The organism is Corynebacterium minutissimum, assembly GCF_016889765.1.
Taxonomy (GTDB): Bacteria; Actinomycetota; Actinomycetes; order Mycobacteriales; family Mycobacteriaceae; genus Corynebacterium; species Corynebacterium minutissimum_B.
This window is the reverse complement of the sequence record NZ_CP069533.1, coordinates 695,540-714,056: the sequence shown is the minus strand read 5'-3', so window position 1 is coordinate 714,056 and position 18,517 is coordinate 695,540. Positions and strand designations below refer to the sequence as shown.

The following is an 18,517-nucleotide window of genomic DNA, read 5'->3' as shown; positions in this document are numbered from 1 at the left end:
TGCACCCCATGGGGGAAAGAAACGGGACTAGGCTGGGACATTGAGTATCGAGTCGAAAGGATGTCACACATGACCGCATCTCAACCCGTCAAAATCACTGTGACCGGCGCTGCCGGCAACATCGCCTACTCGCTGCTGTGGCGCATCGCTGCCGGTGATGTCTATGGCAAGGACACCCCAGTGGAGCTGGCCCTGCTGGAGATCCCGCAGGCCGTCGGCGCCGCTGAAGGCGTGGCCATGGAGCTCAATGACTCCGCCTTCCCGCTTCTGCGCGGCATCACCGTCACCGATGACCCGAACGTGGCCTTCAAAGACACCAAGGCAGCGTTCCTTGTGGGTTCCCGTCCGCGCACGAAAGGCATGGAGCGTGCCGATCTGCTCGAGGCCAACGGTGCCATCTTTACCGAGCAGGGCAAGGCGCTTAACGCCGTCGCCGCGCGCGACGTCCGTGTTCTCGTCGTGGGCAACCCGGCCAACACCAACGCCTACATTGCCTCCCAGAGCGCCCCGGATTTGGACCCGAGCCAGTTCACCGCGCTTATGCGCCTGGACCACAACCGCACACAGAGCCAGGTGTCGCTCAAGACCGGCATGCCCACCGCGGAGCTGACCAAGGTGGCCGTGTGGGGCAACCACTCCGCGTCGCAGTTCCCAGACCTGACCTTCTCCAACGCTGAGGTGGATGAGGACTGGTACAAGGAGGAGATGATTCCGAAGGTGGCCAAGCGCGGCGCTGAAATCATCGCTGTGCGCGGTAAGTCCTCGGCAGCCTCGGCGGCGTCTGCTGCGGTGGACCACATGCACGATTGGATCCACGGCACGGAGGATTGGCGCACCGCGGCCGTTGTCTCGGACGGCTCCTACGGCGTGGATGAAGGCCTCGTGGCGGGATTCCCCACCGTGGCCCGCGATGGCAAGTGGGAAATCGTTCAGGGCCTCGAGCTCAACGATTTCCAGAAGGAGCGCATCGAGGCTTCCGTACAGGAGCTGCGTGAGGAGCGCGAGGCTGTTGCCCACCTGCTCAAGGACTAGGCCTCAAGCACGAGATTATCGATAAGCCGCACCGGCCCCACCTGCGCTGCCACCAGCGCTAGGGCGGGCCGGTGTTGTGCATCTACGGGCTCGAGCGTGGCGGGGTCCACCACGGTGAGGTAATCCACCGTGACGCCGGGGGAGGAGGCGAGTTGAGCTTGGGCGTCGTCGAGCGAGGCGCCGGCGTCTAGTGCGAAGAGTGCTCGGGATAGGGCCACGGCCTGCTCGCGCTCGGCAGGGCTCAAGCGAGCATTGCGGCTGGACTCGGCCACACCATCTGCTGCGCGGACGATGGGCGCGCTGATGATGTCCACTGGCAGGTCGAGGTCACTCACCATACGGCGCAGGATGGCCACCTGCTGGGCATCCTTTTGACCGAAATAAGCACGGTCGGGGCCCACGAGGTTGAAGAGTTTGGTGACCACCGTGGCCACGCCGTCAAAGTGGCCGGGGCGCGAAGCGCCTTCCAAGACCGAGCCCATCTCGCCCGTGCGAACCCACACCCGGGGAGTACCGCCGGGGTACATCTCTTCCACACTGGGAGCGTAGACGGCATCGACTCCGAGCGAATCCAGCATCGCGGCATCCGCGTCAAGGTCGCGCGGGTAGGCGCGGTAATCCTCGCAGTCGCCTAGGTCAGTGAACTGTAACGGGTTTACAAAAACCGAACAGATGACGTAGTCGTTCTCCTCGCGGGCGCGGCGCACGAGGGAACCGTGGCCTTTGTGAAGCGCGCCCATCGTGGGCACGAAACCGACAGATCCGGTAAGAGATGCGCGGAAATCCCGCAGCTCAGCTTTGGTACGAAGAATCTTCATGGATCGAACCCTAGTCCTCGAAGGATTCCTCGGCGTTGGGGAAGGAGCGTTCTTTCACATCGGCCACGTACTCCTTCGCGCCGCTGAGCAGCGCGCCGCGCAGATCCGCATAGCGCCGTACAAAGCGCGGCGCCTTTGGCCCACCTAAACCAAAGGCATCGGTCCACACCAGTATCTGTCCGTCGGTCTGCGCGCCGGCGCCAATACCAATGGTGGGGATGGGCAGTTCCGCGGTTACCTGCTCGGCAAGAGCGGCGGGAACCATCTCCAGGACCACGGCGAAGGCGCCGGCGTCGGCAAGCGCGCGGGCGTCCTCGTGCAGCTTCTCCGCAGCAGCGCCGCGGCCCTGGACCACGAAACCGCCCAAGGCATGGACCTGCTGGGGCGTGAAGCCGATGTGGGCGCAGACGGGAATTCCGGCGTCGACAAGCGCGGCAACAATCGGGGCCCGCTCGGCGCCGCCCTCCAACTTCACGGCCTGCGCGCCGGTCTCCTTCATGACGCGCACCGCGGACTCCAAGGCTTGGGCAGGGCCTGCCTCATAGGAACCGAAGGGAAGATCCACCACAACAAAGGTGCGGGACGTGGCTGTGACGACCGCGCGGGCCAACGGAATGATCTCATCGAGTGTGAGTGACAGCGTGGTCTCGCGGCCCAAGACCACGTTGGCCAGGGAATCCCCCACGAGCAGCAGATCTATGCCGGCTTCATCAAAAATCCCGGCGGTCATGCAGTCATAACTAGTCATGCAAGCAAAGGCTTGGGAATCCTGCTTAGCGCGGGCAAAATGACGGGTTCGAAGACGTGAAATGTGCGACATGTCTTTACTCTAGCCAGGGGTCAGGTGCCAGTTGACGCACAGGGTAGAGTTGACCAGGTGACTGATCAGAATAAAGAGCAACTCGTTGGCACCAACCGCGCGGACCAGCTTCCCAAGTCCTGGGAGCCGCAGGCAGTAGAGAAAGACCTCTACGAAGGCTGGGTGAACGCTGGTTACTTCACCCCGGACGCCTCCTCGGAGGCCGAGCCCTATTCCATCGTGCTGCCGCCGCCGAACGTCACCGGCCAGCTGCACATGGGCCACGCGCTGGACCACACTCTGATCGACTCCATCATTCGCCGCAAGCGCATGCAGGGCTATGCCACCCTGTGGCTGCCGGGTGCTGACCACGCCGGTATCGCTACCCAGACCAAGGTGGAGGCCCGCCTGCGTGAGCAGGAAGGCAAGAAGCGCTGGGACTATGAGCGCGAAGAATTCATCAATAAGGTCTGGGAATGGAAGGAAGAGTTCGGCGGCACCATCCAGAACCAGATGCGTGCCATCGGTGACTCGGTGGACTGGTCCCGCGAGCGCTTCACGTTGGATGATGGTCTCTCCCGCGCCGTCCAGACCATCTTCAAGACCCTCTACGACGAGGGCATGATTTATCAGGCCAACCGCCTGGTTAACTGGTCCCCGGTGCTGGAGACTGCCGTGTCCGATATTGAGGTCGTGTACAAGGACGTCGAGGGCGAGCTTGTGTCCATTCGCTATGGCTCGCTGAACGACGATGAACCGCACCTCATCGTGGCCACCACCCGTGTAGAAACGATGTTGGGTGACGTCGCCATTGCCGTCCACCCCGACGATGAGCGTTATGCCCACCTGGTGGGCCAGGAGCTGCCGCACCCCTTCCGCGATGATTTGAGCCTGAAGATCATCGCCGATGATTACGTGGACATGGAATTCGGCACCGGTGCGGTGAAGATTACCCCGGCGCACGATCCGAATGACTACGCGATGGGCCTGCGCCATGACCTGGACATGCCCACCATCATGGACACCACCGGCCACATCGCCAACACCGGCACGCAGTTCGACGGCCTGACCCGCGAGGAGGCCCGCGTGGAGATCCGCGAGGCGCTGCGCGAGCAGGGCCGCATTGTCAAGGAGATTCGCCCCTACGTCCACTCCGTGGGCCACTCGGAGCGCTCCGGCGAGCCGATTGAGCCGCGCCTGAGCCTGCAGTGGTTTGTGGCCGTGGAAAAGATGGCGAAGATGTCCGGTGACGCTGTCCGTGAAGGTGATACCACCATCCACCCGAAGGCGCTGGAGCCGCGCTACTTCGAGTGGGTTGATGACATGCACGATTGGTGCATCTCCCGTCAGCTGTGGTGGGGCCACCGTATCCCTATTTGGTACGGGCCAGAGCGCACAAATGCGTCTGGCGAAATTGAACGAGACATCATCTGCCTCGGCCCCGACGAAGAGGCCCCGGAGGGCTACGTTCAGGATCCGGACGTGCTCGACACGTGGTTCTCCTCGGCCCTGTGGCCGTTCTCCACCATGGGATGGCCGGAAAAGACCGCCGATCTGGAGAAGTTCTTCCCCACGAACGTGCTGGTCACCGCCTATGACATCCTCTTCTTCTGGGTGGCACGCATGATGATGTTCGGCACTTTCGCCGGCGCGCACACCCCGGAGCTGCTCGGTGAGGGCAAGGACGGCCGCCCGCAGGTGCCGTTCAAGGATATCTACCTCCACGGCTTGGTCCGCGATGAGCAGGGCCGCAAGATGTCGAAGTCCCTGGGCAACGGCATTGACCCGATGGATTGGGTGCGCGATTATGGTGCGGACGCCCTGCGCTTTACCCTGGCCCGCGGCGCTAACCCGGGCGTGGACCTGCCGCTGGCCGTGGATGCTGCTGCCGCCGGCCGCAACTTTGCCACCAAGCTCTTCAACGCCACCAAGTTCGCGCTCATGAACGGCGCGGGCGTGGCAGAGCTTCCGGTACGCGAGGAGCTTTCCGACGCCGACCGCTGGATCCTCGACCGCGCCGAAGAAGTCCGCGTCAAGGTGGATGCCTACCTGGATGACTACCAGTTTGCCAAGGCCAACGAGCTGCTCTACCACTACGTGTGGGATGAGCTGTGTGACTGGTACCTGGAGATTGCTAAGACCCAGATTCCGCGTGACTTCGACGCTGCCACCGCCGAGGAGCAGGCCACCGGACGCACCACCCAGATTGTCCTGGGCCGCGTGCTCGACCTAGTGCTGCGCTTGCTGCACCCGACTATGCCGTTTGTCACCGAGGTCCTATGGAAGGCGCTGACCGGTGGGGAGACCATCGTCACCGCCCAGTGGCCGACGCAGGAGCACACCAATGGTGGCGCGGAGAAGGACGAGGTGGCCGCGCGCCGCATCGAGGATGCCGATAAGCTCATCACCGAGCTGCGCCGCTTCCGCTCCGACCAGGGTGTGAAGCCTTCCCAGAAGGTTCCGGGTCGCCTCGACTTCGCAGCGGCTGACCTGCAAAACCAGGAGGAACTCATCCGCAACCTGGCCAACACCACCGAGCCGGGCGAGGACTTCACCGCCTCTGCCTCCATCGAGGTGCGCCTGTCCCAGGCCACCGTGGAGGTCACCCTGGATACGTCCGGTGCCGTGGACGTGGAAGCCGAGCGCAAGCGCCTGGAGAAGGATTTGGCCAAGGCCCAGAAGGAGCTGGATCAGACCGGCAAGAAGCTGGGTAATGAGGCCTTCCTGTCCAAGGCCCCGGAGGCCGTGGTGGAGAAGATCCGCACCCGCCAGCAGGTGGCCCAGGAGGAAGTCGAGCGCATCACCGCACGTCTGGAGGGGCTCAAGTAGTGGCGGAGGAGAAAGGCCGCGAGGAGTATGAAATCGTTGATGCCCTCGCGGAGGGCACCGATGGCGGGCCCGTCGAAATCACCGACTCCGGCCTGACCCTCAACCTTGGCGGAGAAGAGGACTACGAGGAGGCCGCGCCCGAGCAGGCTACTCCGGAAGAACTCGCCGAGCTGGCCCAGGTCACCGCGGAGCTCAACGCACGTGCACCGGAGACCATTATTGAGCCGAGCCTCGAGCACATCGAGATGCTCATGGATCTGCTCGGCAATCCGGAGCGCTCCTTCCACGTCATCCAGGTTGCCGGCACCAACGGCAAGTCCTCGACCGCGCGCATGATCGATTCGCTGCTGCGGGCCTTCCACCGCCGCGTTGGCCTAGTCACCAGCCCGCACCTGCAGCTGGTCACCGAGCGCATCGGCATCGACGGCCACCCCATCCACCCGCGCGATTTCGTGCGCATCTGGCGTGAAATCAAGCCCTACGTAGAAATGGTGGATTCCCGCTCGGAGATCCCCATGTCCACCTTTGAGGTGCTCGTCGGTATTTCCTACGCCGCGTTCGCCGATGCCCCCATCGACGTCGCCGTGGTCGAGGTCGGCCTCGGCGGCACGTGGGATGCCACCAACGTGGTCAACGCCGAAGTCGCCGTGGTCATGCCCGTAGGCATGGACCATACCGACTACCTTGGTGACACCATCACGGAAATCGCCAGCGAGAAGGCCGGCATCATCAAGGCTCGCGAACATGACGCCGACGATGTCATCACCCCGGGCGAAAACATCGCCATCATCGCCGAACAAGACCCAGAAGCCATGCGGGTTATCCTGCAGCGCACGGTAGACGTCGGCGCCGGCGTGGCTCGCGCCGGTTCGGAGTTCGCCGCGCTGGAATCCCGCATTGCTGTGGGTGGCCAACAGCTTACCATTCAGGGCCTGGGCGGTCTCTACGAAGACATCTTTTTGTCCCTACACGGCGAGCACCAAGCCAAGAACGCGGCTGTGGCGCTGGCGGCAGTGGAGGCCTTCTTCGGGGCGTCGTCAGGCAACCCCATCGACATCACCTCCGTGCGTACCGGTTTTGCTAAGGCGATCTCACCCGGCCGCCTCGAGCGCGTGCGCACCAGCCCGACAACCTTCCTCGATGCCTGCCACAACCCGCATGGCGCGAAAGCCCTAGCCGCAGCACTCGACCGCGACTTCGACTTCGCCCGCCTCATTGGCGTGGTGTCCATCTTCACCGACAAGGACGCCACCGGCATCCTCACCGCCTTAGAGTCCGTGCTGACGGACGTCATCATCACCCAGAACTCCTCGCCGCGCGCCCGCGATGCCTATGAGTTGGCGGAAATAGCCCGCGACATCTTCGGCGAGGAGCGCGTCTTCGTCGAACCCGACCTGCCCGGCGCCTATACCCAGGCCGTCGAGCTGGCAGAGGATGCTGACGTCCAGTCCGGTTCCGGCATCATCATCACCGGTTCTGTGGTCACCGCCGGCGATGCCCGCGCACTCTTTGGAAAGGAGCCCGCATGAGTTCCCGCAAACCCATCCCCGAAGACGAGATTGGCCCGCTAGGCCTCGGCCAAGCCCCGGTGAAGGACCCGCTCAAGCAGTTTGGCGGCATGGTCGTGGCCAGCTCCCTCACGCTGGAGCTGCTCACCCTGGTTCTTGCTCTGCCCATGCTGTACAAGCTCTACGATGGCACCCTGTGGACCCCGTTCAACTACGGCGTGGTCATCGGCTTCATGGTGCTGTTGCTGGCGTCTTTCCCCTTCATGAACAAGCCGTGGATTGTGGGCGCGCAGATTGTCCTCCACATCATCGGCATCGTGCTGGGCTTTATGATCCACTGGTCAGTAGCGACCATCTTCATCATCTTTGCCCTGCTCTGGGCGCTGGCGGCGTATATGCGCTCCGTCATCGTGGCTCGTATGGAGCGCGGCTACCTCACCACCCAGCACCTCAACGAGAAGTAAGTAGAGCGAGGGGGAGAGCAGTCTGTGTATATTCGGCCGGAATTGCGCGCGGGTGCGGCAGTCATGTCGTTGTTCGATCCGACGAATCCGCTCATCCGCCGCGCTGGCCGCGTCGTTCCGGCGCTGTGGCCCGCGCCGTACATTTACGGTGTGCGTACCCGCCGCGTGAAAAACCGCGACATCCGTGCCACCATTTATGAGCCGGATAATCCCCGCGCCGTGGTGTTGTGGATTCATGGCGGCGGTCTGCTCATGGGGCATCCCCGCCAGGACGTTAAGCATCTCAAGGACACCGCCGCGCAGCTGGGTGTGACGGTGGTGGCACCGCACTATCGTTTCGCCCCGGAACATCCGTACCCGGCAGCGCTTGACGACGTACACTCGGCCCACCACTGGCTCCTTAACCATGCCGATGAGCTTGGGGTACGCGCCGACCGCATCGTCATTGGTGGCCAAAGCGCTGGCGGCGGGCTTACTGCGGCTCTGTGCCAGCGCCTTTATGACGAGGGCGGAACCCAGCCGGTGGGGCAGTGGCTGTTTTGTCCCATGCTCGATGACCGCGCTGCGTCCGATGAGCGCAACGTCATCTGGGACGCAGATTCCAATGCGCAGGCCTGGCGTTACTACGTCCAGGATGACCCGACTGCGCCCTATGCTGTGCCGGGCCGCCGTGCGGACCTCACTGGATTGCCGTCTGCCTGGCTCTATGCCGGGCAAAGCGAGCTCTTCTATAACGAAATCCTGGATTATGCCGAGCGCCTTGAGGCAGCTGGCGTACCCACGCAGTGCGAGGTCGTCGAAGGTGGCGTTCACGCTTTTGAACTCTGGGCCCCGCATACAGCCGCAGCAAAGCACCTGCTTATGAGCTCGCGTATGTGGCTAGACTCCACACTGAACGCGCTAGACTAGCGGGCATGCGCTACTTTCTCTTCGGTCTCTCCGCACTTCTTTGTCTCGCGGCTGTGGTGGCCAAGATTGTCAATGGCGGCTATGCACTCCCGCTCGCCCTGCTCGTCCCCGCCTTCATTTTCCTTGTCGTGGGAATGCTAAAAAGCCGGAGTGAGCAGCGCCCAGTCCAGTTTGAGGATCTTGAGGGCTGGCACCGCGAGGAGCTTCAGGGTTTGCTCGACAACGGCCAGTTCGGCACCGCCGTGCGCCAGGTTCAGATGTGGTTCCGTGGCACCAGCCACGAGCGTGCCGAAGAAATCGTGCGACGTCTCACTTAATAGCCCTCTGCGCGGACGCGAGCACGGCTTACCTGTACTATGTGCCGTATGACTGAACGTACACTCATTCTCATCAAGCCGGACGGCGTGAAGAACGGCCACGTGGGCGAGATCATCTCCCGCATTGAGCGCAAGGGCCTGAAGCTCGTCGCCATGGATCTGCGCGTCGCCGACGAGGAGACCGCCAAGAAGCACTACGCCGAGCACGAGGACAAGCCGTTCTTCGGTGAGCTCGTCGACTTCATCACCTCCGCACCGCTGGTTGCTGGCATCGTCGAGGGCGAGTCCGCTATCGCCGCATGGCGCCAGCTTGCCGGTGGCACCCACCCGGTAGAGAAGGCCACCCCGGGCACCATCCGCGGTGACTTCGCCCTGACCGTCGGCGAGAACGTCGTCCACGGTTCCGACTCCCCGGAGTCCGCCGAGCGCGAGATCTCCATCTGGTTCCCGAACCTCTAAAGAAGTTCACCGCGCCTAGCGCGCAATGAAGCCCGAGCAGTTCACAATGATGAATGAACTGCTCGGGCTTTTGTCATTTCTGCGCTCGAACCCGTCCTGCGCGCTCGAGCGCAGATCAGATCGGGCGCTGGTTAGTCGAATGACAGCAGCGTGCGCAAGGCTGCAAAAGCGTCTTTGTTCACCTGGTGGGTGACGGTGCGGCCGCATTGCTGCCTGGATAGTAGGCCGGCCTCCCGCAGGCGCGCTAAGTGGTGGGAGACCGTGGGCTGGCTCAGCGCAGTGAGCCCGGTGAGCTCCGTGACGCTCATCGGCCCACAGCCTTCCTCGCACAGAATGGACAGGAGACGAAGGCGGGCTGGGTCTGCGAGGACTTTGAATTGTTGCGAAAAATGCATCGCCTCGGCGTCGCTGAGCGGGCCCATGCTTAAGGAACAGCACTCGGCATCACGAGCGCGGGCGTCGGGGGCGGGGGAGGAAGCCATGCGATCAGTATAGGAGCTATCCACACTCCCGCCGTTATATTGACGCCTATCAATATGAACTGTAGATTGAATGTTCGTATCACGTTCTGTTCAAGCTAGAAGGAGGGAAGGCATGGCCGTGTCTCAGCGCCCGAAGTTGTCTTTTCTTGACCGATTTTTACCCGTGTGGATTATTCTGGCGATGGCCGCCGGACTGCTCATCGGCCACTTCATTCCCGGGATTGGCCAAGCCTTGGGCGCCGTTGAAGTGGGCGGGATTTCCATCCCGATCGCCATTGGCCTCCTCGTCATGATGTATCCGCCCTTGGCCAAGGTCCGCTACGAGAAGACCAAGGAAATTGCCACGGATGGCCGTCTCATGGCGGTATCGCTCGTCCTCAACTGGCTGGTGGGGCCGGCGTTTATGTTTACCCTGGCGTGGCTCTTCCTGGCAGACCAGCCGGAGCTGCGTACCGGTCTCATCATTGTGGGCCTTGCCCGCTGTATCGCCATGGTGCTTGTGTGGTCGGACCTCTCGTGCGCTGACCGCGAAGCAACGGCTGTGCTTGTCGCCCTGAACTCCATCTTCCAGGTCGCTATGTTTGGTGTTCTGGGCTGGTTCTACCTTCGCATCCTCCCCGGCTGGTTGGGACTGGATGTGACAAGTGTTGACTTTTCCTTCTGGGCCATTGTCAAGTCCGTGCTCGTCTTCTTGGGCATCCCGCTCCTGTTGGGTGTGCTGTCTCGCTTCTGGGGCGAAAAGGCAAAAGGGCGGGAATGGTTTGAGAACCGCTTTCTCCCAGCCGTATCACCGCTGGCCATGATTGGTCTTCTGTACACGATTGTTCTGCTCTTTTCCCTGCAAGGCGAGCACATTGTGGAGCAGCCTGCAACGGTAGCGCGCGTGGCCGTGCCGCTGGTTATCTACTTTGTGGGCATGTTTGTGCTGTCGCTGGGTGTGGCAAAGGCCGTTGGCATGAACTACGAGCAGTCTGCCAGCGTGGCGTTCACTGCAGCAGGAAACAACTTTGAGCTTGCTATTGCAGTATCCATCGGCACCTTCGGAGCGACGTCTGCTCAAGCCCTTGCAGGAACGATTGGTCCCCTTGTTGAGATCCCAGTCCTCGTTGGTCTGGTCTATTTCATGCTGTGGATTGGTCCGAAACTCTTCCCGGGAGATGACACTCTTCCGCGCTAGCGCGTGCGTGCGGCGTCCATGCTGCGCACGCCGGATTCGGTCAGAGTGATGTTAAAGGTCCGCTTACCACTCCACTGGATTAGACCAGGCAGCTTCACCACGCCGGCCGCTTCGAGTTCACGGAGTTCTTCTTCGAGCCCCTCCTCGTAGCCGATCAGCCGTCCCAGCTCAGAGATGGAGGTGGTATTGCCAGTGACTGCACCGGCGGCGACCAGCCCGCTGAGGACTTCCGGGTGTTTCTCCACCGCGGTTATGCTCTGCTCAGTGACGCCTTCGAGGCTTCCTTGTTCGGTGATGGCCTTGATGCGGCGCTTGCCAACGCGAAAAGAGGTCGTGCCGAATGCGCGGCCGCCGATGATGAACGCGGGGATGGAGAAGGCAGTAAGCCCAGCGGCGATAAGGATGGGGTTGAGCGAGATATCGCCGACAATCCCGGTGGACCTAATTCCCTCAGCGATGAGAGGGGACAAGAGAGCAAGGACGGGTAGAAAGTAGGCGAGAACGGGGTAATCGCCCGCCCGGTACTCTTCTTGCGCAGCTTGGACGAACTTCGGCTCACTGCGAATGATGCGAAAGGCGCCATAGATGATGGCGATCCACAGCACCGCATAGACCGGGACCGCGTAGGGGTCGGGAAGGTCAACAGCGCGAAGGCCGGAGGCGATGCCCGCCGGTACGGCAACGGTGATGATATCCCGCAGTGCAATCTCGTTGCGGGCGCGTGCTTGAGCCACTGTGCGCGGTGCAGATACACGTCGCGCTGGGGTGTTCGGTGTGTCAGCGCTTTCAAGTCCGGACATGGCGGCGATACTAACATGTAGCTTAAACTGAAACCTGTGCCAGAATGGAGGGCACAGATACTCATATAACTGAATACGGAAACAGAGAGTTTTTAAAGTCTCACCACCGTGTGGCGGCAACCTGCGCCCGGGGTGAGCAGACGTCGGGAGATTAGCCGCCCATGGCATCCAAGAAAAAAGAAGAAGTACGTAGTCAATCGGCTCTGGCAGCGGCGGTAGCGAGGATTGACCGTGACGCACTTGCGCCCAAAACCCGCCTGTACGCCCTAGCTAAGCAACTGGGCGTGGCCTCCAAGGACCTGGTTAAGCAGTTTGCGGATATGGGTATGAAAAAGTCGGCGCAGTCCTCGGCAACGCCAGAGGAGATTGGGCAACTTATAGACGCCCTCGCCCCCACCACCCACACCAAGGCTGAGGCCGCCGCCGACGAGCAGATCGAGGATAAAGCCAACGAAGAAACCGCAGCCGCAGAGGCCTCAGCCGAGGCATCGGCTGAGGAAAAGTCGACTAAGACTGCCCCGAAGAAGCGGGCTAAGCGCGCGGCGAAGCGCGTTGCCAAGGCCGACAAGACGGAGAAGGCGGCTAAGGAAACTAAGACAGCAAAGCCGAAAAAGGATAAGCCGAAGAAGGACAAGCCTGCGAAGGAAGACTCGTCCAGCCAGCCGGAGGACTCCGCGGATACCGTTGCGGAACAGCCACAACAGCCCGTCCAGTCTGAGCAGCTGAGCGAAGACGAGGAGAAGCTGCGCGAGCGCGTGCGCAAGAACGTTGACAACGAAATCTCGCAGATCGTGGACAAGGTCGACGCTGAGATGTTGCACGAGGCACTCGCGGAATCCGGTGATGACTTCGATGAAGATGACCTCACCCCGCTGATTACCCCGATGCCGGAGGAGGAACCGGAGGTCTACGAGTACGCACCAGTGTTCATGGCGCCGAAGGCGACCCCGAAGCCGAAGCGTCAGAAGCCTGAGGACCTGGATGACGCCGATGATTCTGATGAGGACGCAGCACCGTCGACGCGGCAGCGTGGTCGCCGTCGCGGCAGTCGCGGTACCTCGCGTGGGCGCGGTGCCGAGGGGCACAGTGGTGACAGCCGTGGGGCTGAGCTTATCGACGAACCCAAGGCCATCAAGGGCTCGACCCGCATCGAAGCCCAACGCCGCCGCCGCGCTGAGCTGCGTGAGAAGGGTCGCGAGCGCCAGCACATCGTCTCCCAAGCCGAATTCCTAGCTCGCCGGGAATCGGTGGAGCGCACGATGGTGGTGCGTGACAAGCAGCGCACCGACGGTGCCGGAATTATTACCCAGGTCGGTGTCTTGGAGGATGACCTCCTTGTCGAGCACTTTGTCACGACCGAATCTCACCCCTCCCAGATTGGCAACATCTACCTCGGCCGCGTACAGAACGTCCTGCCCTCGATGGAGGCCGCCTTCGTTGATATCGGGCAGGGGCGAAATGGTGTGCTGTATGCGGGAGACGTCGATTGGCGCGCGCTCGGCATTGGGGGGCGTGGCCGCAAGATTGAAAATGCCCTGAAGTCCGGTGATCAGATTCTGGTCCAGGTGGCCAAGGACCCGATCGGCCACAAGGGCGCACGCCTGACTACCCAGATTTCCCTGGCTGGTCGTTTCCTGGTCTATGTTCCGGGCGGGCGCAGCGCAGGTATTTCCCGTAAGCTTCCGGCCCCAGAGCGCAAGCGCCTCAAGGGGATCCTGGAGCGCGTCATTCCGGGCGATGGCGGCGCCATCATCCGTACCGCGGCGGAAAATGTTCCGGAAGAAGACATTGCTACCGACGTCAACCGTCTGCACTCCCTGTGGGAGGACATCAGCGCCCGCGCGGCACATGAGAAAGCCACCAAGGGCGCCAAGCCGGTGACGATGTATGAGGAGCCGGACCTGCTCATCAAGGTTGTGCGTGACCTGTTTAACGAGGACTTCAGCACCCTTGTCGTCGACGGCAAACGTTCTTATAACACGGTGAGCGCCTACGTGGATTCCATGGCGCACGACTTGGCGGATCGCGTCGTGCGCTACGACGCCCGTGAGCACGATGGCGAGGATGCCTTCAGCACCTACCGTATTGACGAGCAGCTGCACAAGGCTCTTAGCCGCAAGGTCTGGCTGCCCTCGGGCGGCACCCTCATCATCGAGCGCACCGAGGCCATGACGGTTATTGACGTCAACACCGGTAAGTTCACGGGCTCCGGTGGCAACCTTGAGGAAACCGTCACGCGCAACAACCTCGAGGCTGCCGAGGAGATCGTGCGCCAGATGCGCCTGCGCGATATGGGCGGCATGATCGTCGTCGACTTCATCGACATGGTTCTGCCGGAAAACCAGGATCTCGTCCTGCGTCGACTGAAGGAAGCACTGGGGCGCGACCGCACTCGCCACCAGGTTTCCGAGGTGACCTCGCTGGGCTTAGTGCAGATGACCCGCAAGCGCGTCGGTACCGGCCTAGTTGAGACCTTCTCGACCGAGTGTGAAGCCTGCAACGGCCGCGGCATTATCATCCACGAGTACCCAGTGGATGAGGAGCTGGAGGAGGAGAACTCCAAGCCGCAGCGCCGAGGCCGTAAGGAGCGCCGCGCGCCACACCGCGATCCGAAGCAGCACCCGGCTGCCGTGCGTATGCACCGTCATGATGATGACGACGAAAATACTTCTGGTGTCGACGCAGATGATGCAGATGCAGTAGAAAATAAGGATTCTGCGCTCGAGGATCTTGTGGCCAACGTGGTGGTCGTCGACTCCGACGACGACGCCTCCGGCCGCGACGGCGATGACGAGGTCGACGCCGGCACACCGGACAGCGCGTCCATCGGCTACGCCGTGGCGGAGAGCATGGAGCCGAAGAAGTCGAAGCGCTCCCGCAAGCCGCGCCGGGCAACACGCACCTCGCGCACCTCCGAGAAGAAGGCCGAGGTTCAGAGTCCGTCGCACGAAGAGCAGCCGAAGCAACGCTCGCGCCAGACCTACGAGGAGGCCGTCGAGGAATTCGAGAAGTCACCGCGCCGCAAGCGCCGCACGCGCGGCAACTCGCGTTCTGACGTCCGCCCGAAGCGTGAGGACTTCGAGCACGAGCCGCAAGCCTCGAAGGCAGCAGACGAGCAGGGTAGCAGCACCGCCGCAGTCCAGGAATCTGCCAAGCCCCAAGAATCTGGAAAGGGCGACGTCACAACGGCGCGCAGCTCCCGCGGGCGTGGTCGTCGCCGTGCGGTGCGCCGCTCGATGAAATCCCAGCAGTCGGTTGTCATTGAGGAGGCGTCACAGGCATCGAAGTCCCGGCAACGCGACGAGACCCCCGCACGGGAGAAGGAAGGTGGGTCCAAGGGGGCGTCGGCACGCCGCAGGGGCGCGCGTGGTAGGCGCCGCGTAACCCGTCGCAGCTCGCGCTAGAAAAGGCGTTTTGCCTTTTCGCCCCCTCACGGGGTAGTCTTTGACAGTCGCTGTTTAGACCATGAATGCGCTGGACGGGCCGCGCGCTGATGTCGCGCGTCTCTCGCGGCTTTTGGTCTGAACGCAAATGTCCAATGTCCATTCGCCAGGGGCATCACCCAGCCGCTGGCGAGCCGAGTTTAGATAAGGGGTAGCCCTCTATGTACGCGATCGTCAAGACCGGCGGAAAGCAGTACAAGGTTGCTGAAGGTGACCTCGTCAAGGTCGAGAAGATCGAGGGTGAGCCGGGTTCCTCCGTTGCTCTCACCCCGGTTCTGCTCGTCGATGGCGCAACCGTCAAGTCGAAGGCAGCTGACCTGGAGAAGGTCTCTGTCTCCGCTGAAATTGTCGAGCAGGGCAAGGGCCCGAAGATCGACATCCTCAAGTACAAGAACAAGACTGGTTACAAGCGTCGCCTTGGTCACCGTCAGCCGGTGACCACGCTGAAGATTACCGGTATCAAGTAAGCCTTAACCGGCTCTAATTCATCCCTGAAGGAGGGAAAACCACATGGCACACAAGAAGGGTGCTTCCAGCTCCAGCAACGGTCGCGATTCCGAGTCCAAGCGCCTCGGCGTCAAGCGCTTCGGTGGTCAGCAGGTTAAGGCCGGCGAGATCATCGTGCGTCAGCGCGGCACCAAGTTCCACCCAGGTGAGAACGTTGGTCGCGGCGGCGACGATACCCTGTTCGCTCTTGCTGCCGGCTCTGTTGAGTTCGGCGTTAAGCGCGGCCGCCGCATGGTTAACATCGTGCCGGCCGACGAGGTCGCTGCAGAAGCTACTGCCTAAGCACTTCCGTCTCACCCTTTTCAAAGGCTCCCCCTCGTTGACGAGGGGGAGCCTTTCTATATAGTAAGGTGCCGATATTTGGTTAAGCGGCACAGCGCAGGGCTGATTTCTATCGGTGTAACAAGAAGACAAGGGGAGAGACGTCAGGCCAGCACAGGGATTGCTTAAATAGTTTATGTCAAGTACCATTTTTACGGACTACCCTCTCAGGGCGCTACCCTGGCGCCTGCCTATTCCCCTGAAGCGGGGAGAACGGAACCACTATGAATAAGGTCTCTTCTCGTCTTGCTGCAATCGTTGCAGCCGGCACCATTTCTATCGCCGGTGCGGGTTTTGCTGCCCCGGCCCTTGCGCAGACTGAAGCCCCGACTTCGGCAAGCGCTGCCGCTGAGTCTGGTATCGAAACACCTCCCGGACCTGCGGAGATTCGGGATGCTTCTCTCATTGACGCGAACCAACCGGTCAAACTCACCATCACCAAGTTCCTGGGTGACCCGGGGGATACGTCTACCCCTCTGCCTGATACCGAATTTAAGGTTGAGCGAGTCGACGTTGATCTAACTACGCAGGAAGGCTGGAAGCAGCTTTCCGGTTTCACCGCAGAAGACGCCCCTATCGATAGTGGCTTTGCAGCGCTAACAAAGAAGACCGACGCCAGCGGCATCGTCACTTTCGATACGGCGTCCGATGGCCTGAAGGTCGGCGCGTACAAAGTCACTGAGGTGAGCCGCAACGGGTATACCACCGCACCGCCGTTCCTCATCACGCTGCCACATGATGTTGACGGCAAATGGAGCTACGAGCAGGAGGTTCAGCCGAAGAACCAGAACTTGGTTCCTTCGAAGCAGGTGAAAGACGTTGATGCCACGATTGGTAAGCAGTTGACGTACACCGTCAATGCCCCAGTCCCCGCTGATAAGCTGAGCCGCTTCATTATCCAGGATCCGCTCAACGCCGCACTCTCAGTTAACACGGTAGATGTCAAGGTGTCCTTGGCAGGTGCTACTAACGGTGCAACCCTCGCTGCTGGTGACTACAACATCACCCTCGATTCCGCTACTAATACCCTTCAGGTGGAATTCACCAAGGAAGGCCTAGCCAAGTTGCAGGAAGCACGTAAGGCTGCTCCTGGTCTGAAGGTCCTTGTTGAGTTCCCGGCCACGATCACCAAGGCGCCGGAAGGCGGCGAGATTACTAACACCGCAAAGATCCTGCTGCCCAATGGCGCCGAAGTGGACACCAATGGTGATGACCCGGCTACCCCAGACGTTGAGGACAACCCGACGAAAACCACCTTCGGCACCCTGACCATCACCAAGACTTCCAGCAACGCCAAAGAGGGCGATTCCCTCGATGGCGCTGAGTTTGAGCTCTACCAGTGCAAGCAGGAGAACGGGAAGTGGCAGTTGCTCGGCTCTGCACTGAATATGGCCACCGCCGCTGACGGCACTCCGGCAACCACCATTAAGACTGCCGGTTCCGAAGGTACTGTGCCGAACCTCAGCGCTAAAGCGATGGGCTACACCATTCCGATCCAGTCCTTCGCAGCAGTAACAGGCGTGAACTCCAAGGACTACTGCGTTCTAGAGACCAAGGCGCCGAACAACTTCGTGCGCAATGAAGTCCCGCAGCACGTTACCGTTGACGTCAATGCTAAGACTCTGGCAGTAGAAGTGGATAACCAGCGTAACTCCGTGCTGGGTCAGCTGCCGGCTACGGGTGCATGGGGAATCATCCTTGTCTTCCTCGTCGGCCTCGCCTTGCTTGCTCGCGGTATCTACACCTCCTACAAGGATTCCCGCACTGCCTAAGTGAGGTCCGGATTGGCGGCATTTGATGACCCAACGCAGGAAGCGACGTCGTAACCCGCGCTCTATCATCTACCTCATTCTGGCGCTACTGGTGTTCTTGTTCCCAGTTGTATTGACCTACTACAAGAACATCGAGCAACACCAGATTGCGGAGAAATACTCGCACTCAGTCACACGCTTGTCTGAGGACGAACGTGCCGCAGAGTTTGCCCGGGCCACGGAGTACAACGCGCAGCTGCCGGAAGTCGGTGCTCCCGATCCATGGGTTAACGGTGTCGATGTGCATTCCACGGACTACCGAAACTATCTAGACATTCTTGGAACCATGGGGCCAATGGCGCGTGTGCGCGTGCCTAGCGTGGGCATTGACTTGCCGGTCTACCATGGGACGTCGACAAGCGTGCTGGCCCATGGCGTTGGGCACCTTTATGGCACTGCACTTCCTGTCGGCGGTGCGGGGACCCACTCGGTTCTCACTGGGCACACAGGGCTTGCAACACTGACCATGTTCGACAACCTGACCCATGTGTCTCCCGGTGATGTCTTCACCGTGGAAGTCATGGGGGAGGTACTGGCGTACAAGGTCACCGCCGTGGAAACGGTTCTTCCTGAAGAAATTGAGCACCTGAGAGTCGAAGAAGGAAAAGACCTCCTTACTTTGGTGACGTGCACTCCGTACGGTATCAACTCTCATCGCCTGCTCGTCCATGGCGAGCGCACGGAGGTACCTTCCGACTTTGACCAAGGTTTCACTCCGCCGTGGCAGTCATGGATGACCATTGCCATTGCGATCGTCCTTTTAATCATCGTTTATTTGCTGTGGTTGCTGCTGCGTCGCCGTAAACGGCAGCACCAAGACCAACAGATTTACAGTTAGCGA

The 18,517-nt window shown here is 61.3% G+C and carries 17 protein-coding genes; 13 read left to right on the top strand and 4 right to left on the bottom strand.

Features of this window, described 5'->3' with window-relative positions:
* Nucleotides 1–69 precede the first annotated feature (69 nt).
* Nucleotides 70–1,032: a malate dehydrogenase gene (locus tag I6J26_RS03290; protein WP_115023234.1), complete on the top strand. Its 963-nt coding sequence runs from the start codon at nt 70–72 to the stop codon at nt 1,030–1,032.
* On the opposite strand, the gene panC is transcribed toward I6J26_RS03290, so the two are convergent.
* Both panC and panB read right to left on the bottom strand, forming a co-directional pair.
* On the bottom strand, nt 1,029–1,850 hold the full coding sequence (gene panC / locus I6J26_RS03285; RefSeq protein ID WP_115023233.1) for a pantoate--beta-alanine ligase: 822 nt from the start codon (nt 1,848–1,850) through the stop codon (nt 1,029–1,031). The two genes, I6J26_RS03290 and panC, sit on opposite strands and share 4 nt — an antisense overlap.
* A gap of 10 nt (nt 1,851–1,860) precedes the next feature.
* Nucleotides 1,861–2,670 (bottom strand): 3-methyl-2-oxobutanoate hydroxymethyltransferase, encoded by an 810-nt coding sequence (gene panB, locus I6J26_RS03280; RefSeq protein ID WP_115023231.1) that lies wholly within the window; start codon nt 2,668–2,670, stop codon nt 1,861–1,863.
* A gap of 57 nt (nt 2,671–2,727) precedes the next feature.
* Here panB and I6J26_RS03275 point away from each other — a divergent pair, with 57 nt between their 5' ends.
* The 6 genes from I6J26_RS03275 to ndk all read left to right on the top strand — a co-directional run bounded on the left by I6J26_RS03275 (nt 2,728) and on the right by ndk (nt 9,135).
* A complete protein-coding gene (locus I6J26_RS03275) occupies nt 2,728–5,478 on the top strand; it encodes a valine--tRNA ligase (RefSeq protein WP_115023228.1) in 2,751 nt (916 codons plus the stop codon).
* Nucleotides 5,478–7,007, top strand: coding sequence for a bifunctional tetrahydrofolate synthase/dihydrofolate synthase (gene folC, locus I6J26_RS03270; protein ID WP_115023225.1), 1,530 nt, complete (start codon nt 5,478–5,480; stop codon nt 7,005–7,007). Before I6J26_RS03275 ends, folC begins: the two co-directional genes overlap by 1 nt.
* Nucleotides 7,004–7,450, top strand: a complete 447-nt coding sequence (locus I6J26_RS03265; RefSeq protein ID WP_115023223.1) for a DUF4233 domain-containing protein — start codon at nt 7,004–7,006, stop codon at nt 7,448–7,450. Before folC ends, I6J26_RS03265 begins: the two co-directional genes overlap by 4 nt.
* Before the next feature lie 63 nt (nt 7,451–7,513).
* Nucleotides 7,514–8,359 (top strand): alpha/beta hydrolase, encoded by an 846-nt coding sequence (locus I6J26_RS03260; RefSeq protein WP_115024440.1) that lies wholly within the window; start codon nt 7,514–7,516, stop codon nt 8,357–8,359.
* Nucleotides 8,360–8,364: 5 nt separating this feature from the next.
* Nucleotides 8,365–8,676 (top strand): hypothetical protein, encoded by a 312-nt coding sequence (locus I6J26_RS03255; RefSeq protein WP_115023220.1) that lies wholly within the window; start codon nt 8,365–8,367, stop codon nt 8,674–8,676.
* Nucleotides 8,677–8,724: 48 nt separating this feature from the next.
* Nucleotides 8,725–9,135, top strand: a complete 411-nt coding sequence (gene ndk, locus I6J26_RS03250) for a nucleoside-diphosphate kinase (protein WP_039676402.1) — start codon at nt 8,725–8,727, stop codon at nt 9,133–9,135.
* Nucleotides 9,136–9,266: 131 nt separating this feature from the next.
* On the opposite strand, the gene I6J26_RS03245 is transcribed toward ndk, so the two are convergent.
* Nucleotides 9,267–9,617 carry an ArsR/SmtB family transcription factor gene (locus I6J26_RS03245; RefSeq protein WP_115023218.1) on the bottom strand — a complete coding sequence of 117 codons (351 nt, stop codon included), beginning with the start codon at nt 9,615–9,617 and terminating at the stop codon, nt 9,267–9,269.
* Between the two features lie 112 nt (nt 9,618–9,729).
* Between I6J26_RS03245 and arsB the strand changes: the two genes are divergently transcribed.
* Nucleotides 9,730–10,794: an ACR3 family arsenite efflux transporter gene (arsB, locus tag I6J26_RS03240; RefSeq protein ID WP_115023215.1), complete on the top strand. Its 1,065-nt coding sequence runs from the start codon at nt 9,730–9,732 to the stop codon at nt 10,792–10,794.
* Here arsB and I6J26_RS03235 read toward each other — a convergent pair.
* Nucleotides 10,791–11,594, bottom strand: a complete 804-nt coding sequence (locus I6J26_RS03235) for a hypothetical protein (RefSeq protein WP_239121823.1) — start codon at nt 11,592–11,594, stop codon at nt 10,791–10,793. The genes arsB and I6J26_RS03235 overlap by 4 nt on opposite strands.
* A gap of 161 nt (nt 11,595–11,755) precedes the next feature.
* Here I6J26_RS03235 and I6J26_RS03230 point away from each other — a divergent pair, with 161 nt between their 5' ends.
* The 5 genes from I6J26_RS03230 to I6J26_RS03210 all read left to right on the top strand — a co-directional run bounded on the left by I6J26_RS03230 (nt 11,756) and on the right by I6J26_RS03210 (nt 18,514).
* Complete coding sequence (locus I6J26_RS03230; protein ID WP_115023213.1) at nt 11,756–14,998, top strand: translation initiation factor IF-2 N-terminal domain-containing protein; 3,243 nt, start codon at nt 11,756–11,758, stop codon at nt 14,996–14,998.
* A gap of 200 nt (nt 14,999–15,198) precedes the next feature.
* Nucleotides 15,199–15,504: a 50S ribosomal protein L21 gene (gene rplU / locus I6J26_RS03225; protein WP_010190885.1), complete on the top strand. Its 306-nt coding sequence runs from the start codon at nt 15,199–15,201 to the stop codon at nt 15,502–15,504.
* Nucleotides 15,505–15,547: 43 nt separating this feature from the next.
* On the top strand, nt 15,548–15,826 hold the full coding sequence (rpmA, locus tag I6J26_RS03220) for a 50S ribosomal protein L27 (protein WP_039676398.1): 279 nt from the start codon (nt 15,548–15,550) through the stop codon (nt 15,824–15,826).
* A 263-nt stretch (nt 15,827–16,089) separates the two neighbouring features.
* The gene (locus I6J26_RS03215; protein WP_115023211.1) at nt 16,090–17,637 is read left to right on the top strand and encodes a SpaH/EbpB family LPXTG-anchored major pilin; all 1,548 of its coding nucleotides are present in this window, start codon (nt 16,090–16,092) and stop codon (nt 17,635–17,637) included.
* A gap of 25 nt (nt 17,638–17,662) precedes the next feature.
* Nucleotides 17,663–18,514, top strand: a complete 852-nt coding sequence (locus I6J26_RS03210; RefSeq protein ID WP_115023209.1) for a class C sortase — start codon at nt 17,663–17,665, stop codon at nt 18,512–18,514.
* Nucleotides 18,515–18,517: the final 3 nt, after the last annotated feature.

What these genes read in the sequence shown, in the direction of transcription:
- I6J26_RS03260 (WP_115024440.1), top strand. Translation starts at nt 7,514, where the DNA reads ATGTCGTTGTTCGATCCGACGAATCCGCTCATCCGCCGCGCTGGCCGC.
- I6J26_RS03235 (WP_239121823.1), bottom strand. Translation starts at nt 11,594, where the DNA reads ATGTCCGGACTTGAAAGCGCTGACACACCGAACACCCCAGCGCGACGT.
- panC (WP_115023233.1), bottom strand. Translation starts at nt 1,850, where the DNA reads ATGAAGATTCTTCGTACCAAAGCTGAGCTGCGGGATTTCCGCGCATCT.
- I6J26_RS03255 (WP_115023220.1), top strand. Translation starts at nt 8,365, where the DNA reads ATGCGCTACTTTCTCTTCGGTCTCTCCGCACTTCTTTGTCTCGCGGCT.
- arsB (WP_115023215.1), top strand. Translation starts at nt 9,730, where the DNA reads ATGGCCGTGTCTCAGCGCCCGAAGTTGTCTTTTCTTGACCGATTTTTA.
- I6J26_RS03290 (WP_115023234.1), top strand. Translation starts at nt 70, where the DNA reads ATGACCGCATCTCAACCCGTCAAAATCACTGTGACCGGCGCTGCCGGC.
- I6J26_RS03230 (WP_115023213.1), top strand. Translation starts at nt 11,756, where the DNA reads ATGGCATCCAAGAAAAAAGAAGAAGTACGTAGTCAATCGGCTCTGGCA.
- I6J26_RS03265 (WP_115023223.1), top strand. Translation starts at nt 7,004, where the DNA reads ATGAGTTCCCGCAAACCCATCCCCGAAGACGAGATTGGCCCGCTAGGC.
- I6J26_RS03210 (WP_115023209.1), top strand. Translation starts at nt 17,663, where the DNA reads ATGACCCAACGCAGGAAGCGACGTCGTAACCCGCGCTCTATCATCTAC.
- I6J26_RS03245 (WP_115023218.1), bottom strand. Translation starts at nt 9,617, where the DNA reads ATGGCTTCCTCCCCCGCCCCCGACGCCCGCGCTCGTGATGCCGAGTGC.
- ndk (WP_039676402.1), top strand. Translation starts at nt 8,725, where the DNA reads ATGACTGAACGTACACTCATTCTCATCAAGCCGGACGGCGTGAAGAAC.
- I6J26_RS03215 (WP_115023211.1), top strand. Translation starts at nt 16,090, where the DNA reads ATGAATAAGGTCTCTTCTCGTCTTGCTGCAATCGTTGCAGCCGGCACC.
- rplU (WP_010190885.1), top strand. Translation starts at nt 15,199, where the DNA reads ATGTACGCGATCGTCAAGACCGGCGGAAAGCAGTACAAGGTTGCTGAA.
- panB (WP_115023231.1), bottom strand. Translation starts at nt 2,670, where the DNA reads ATGTCGCACATTTCACGTCTTCGAACCCGTCATTTTGCCCGCGCTAAG.
- rpmA (WP_039676398.1), top strand. Translation starts at nt 15,548, where the DNA reads ATGGCACACAAGAAGGGTGCTTCCAGCTCCAGCAACGGTCGCGATTCC.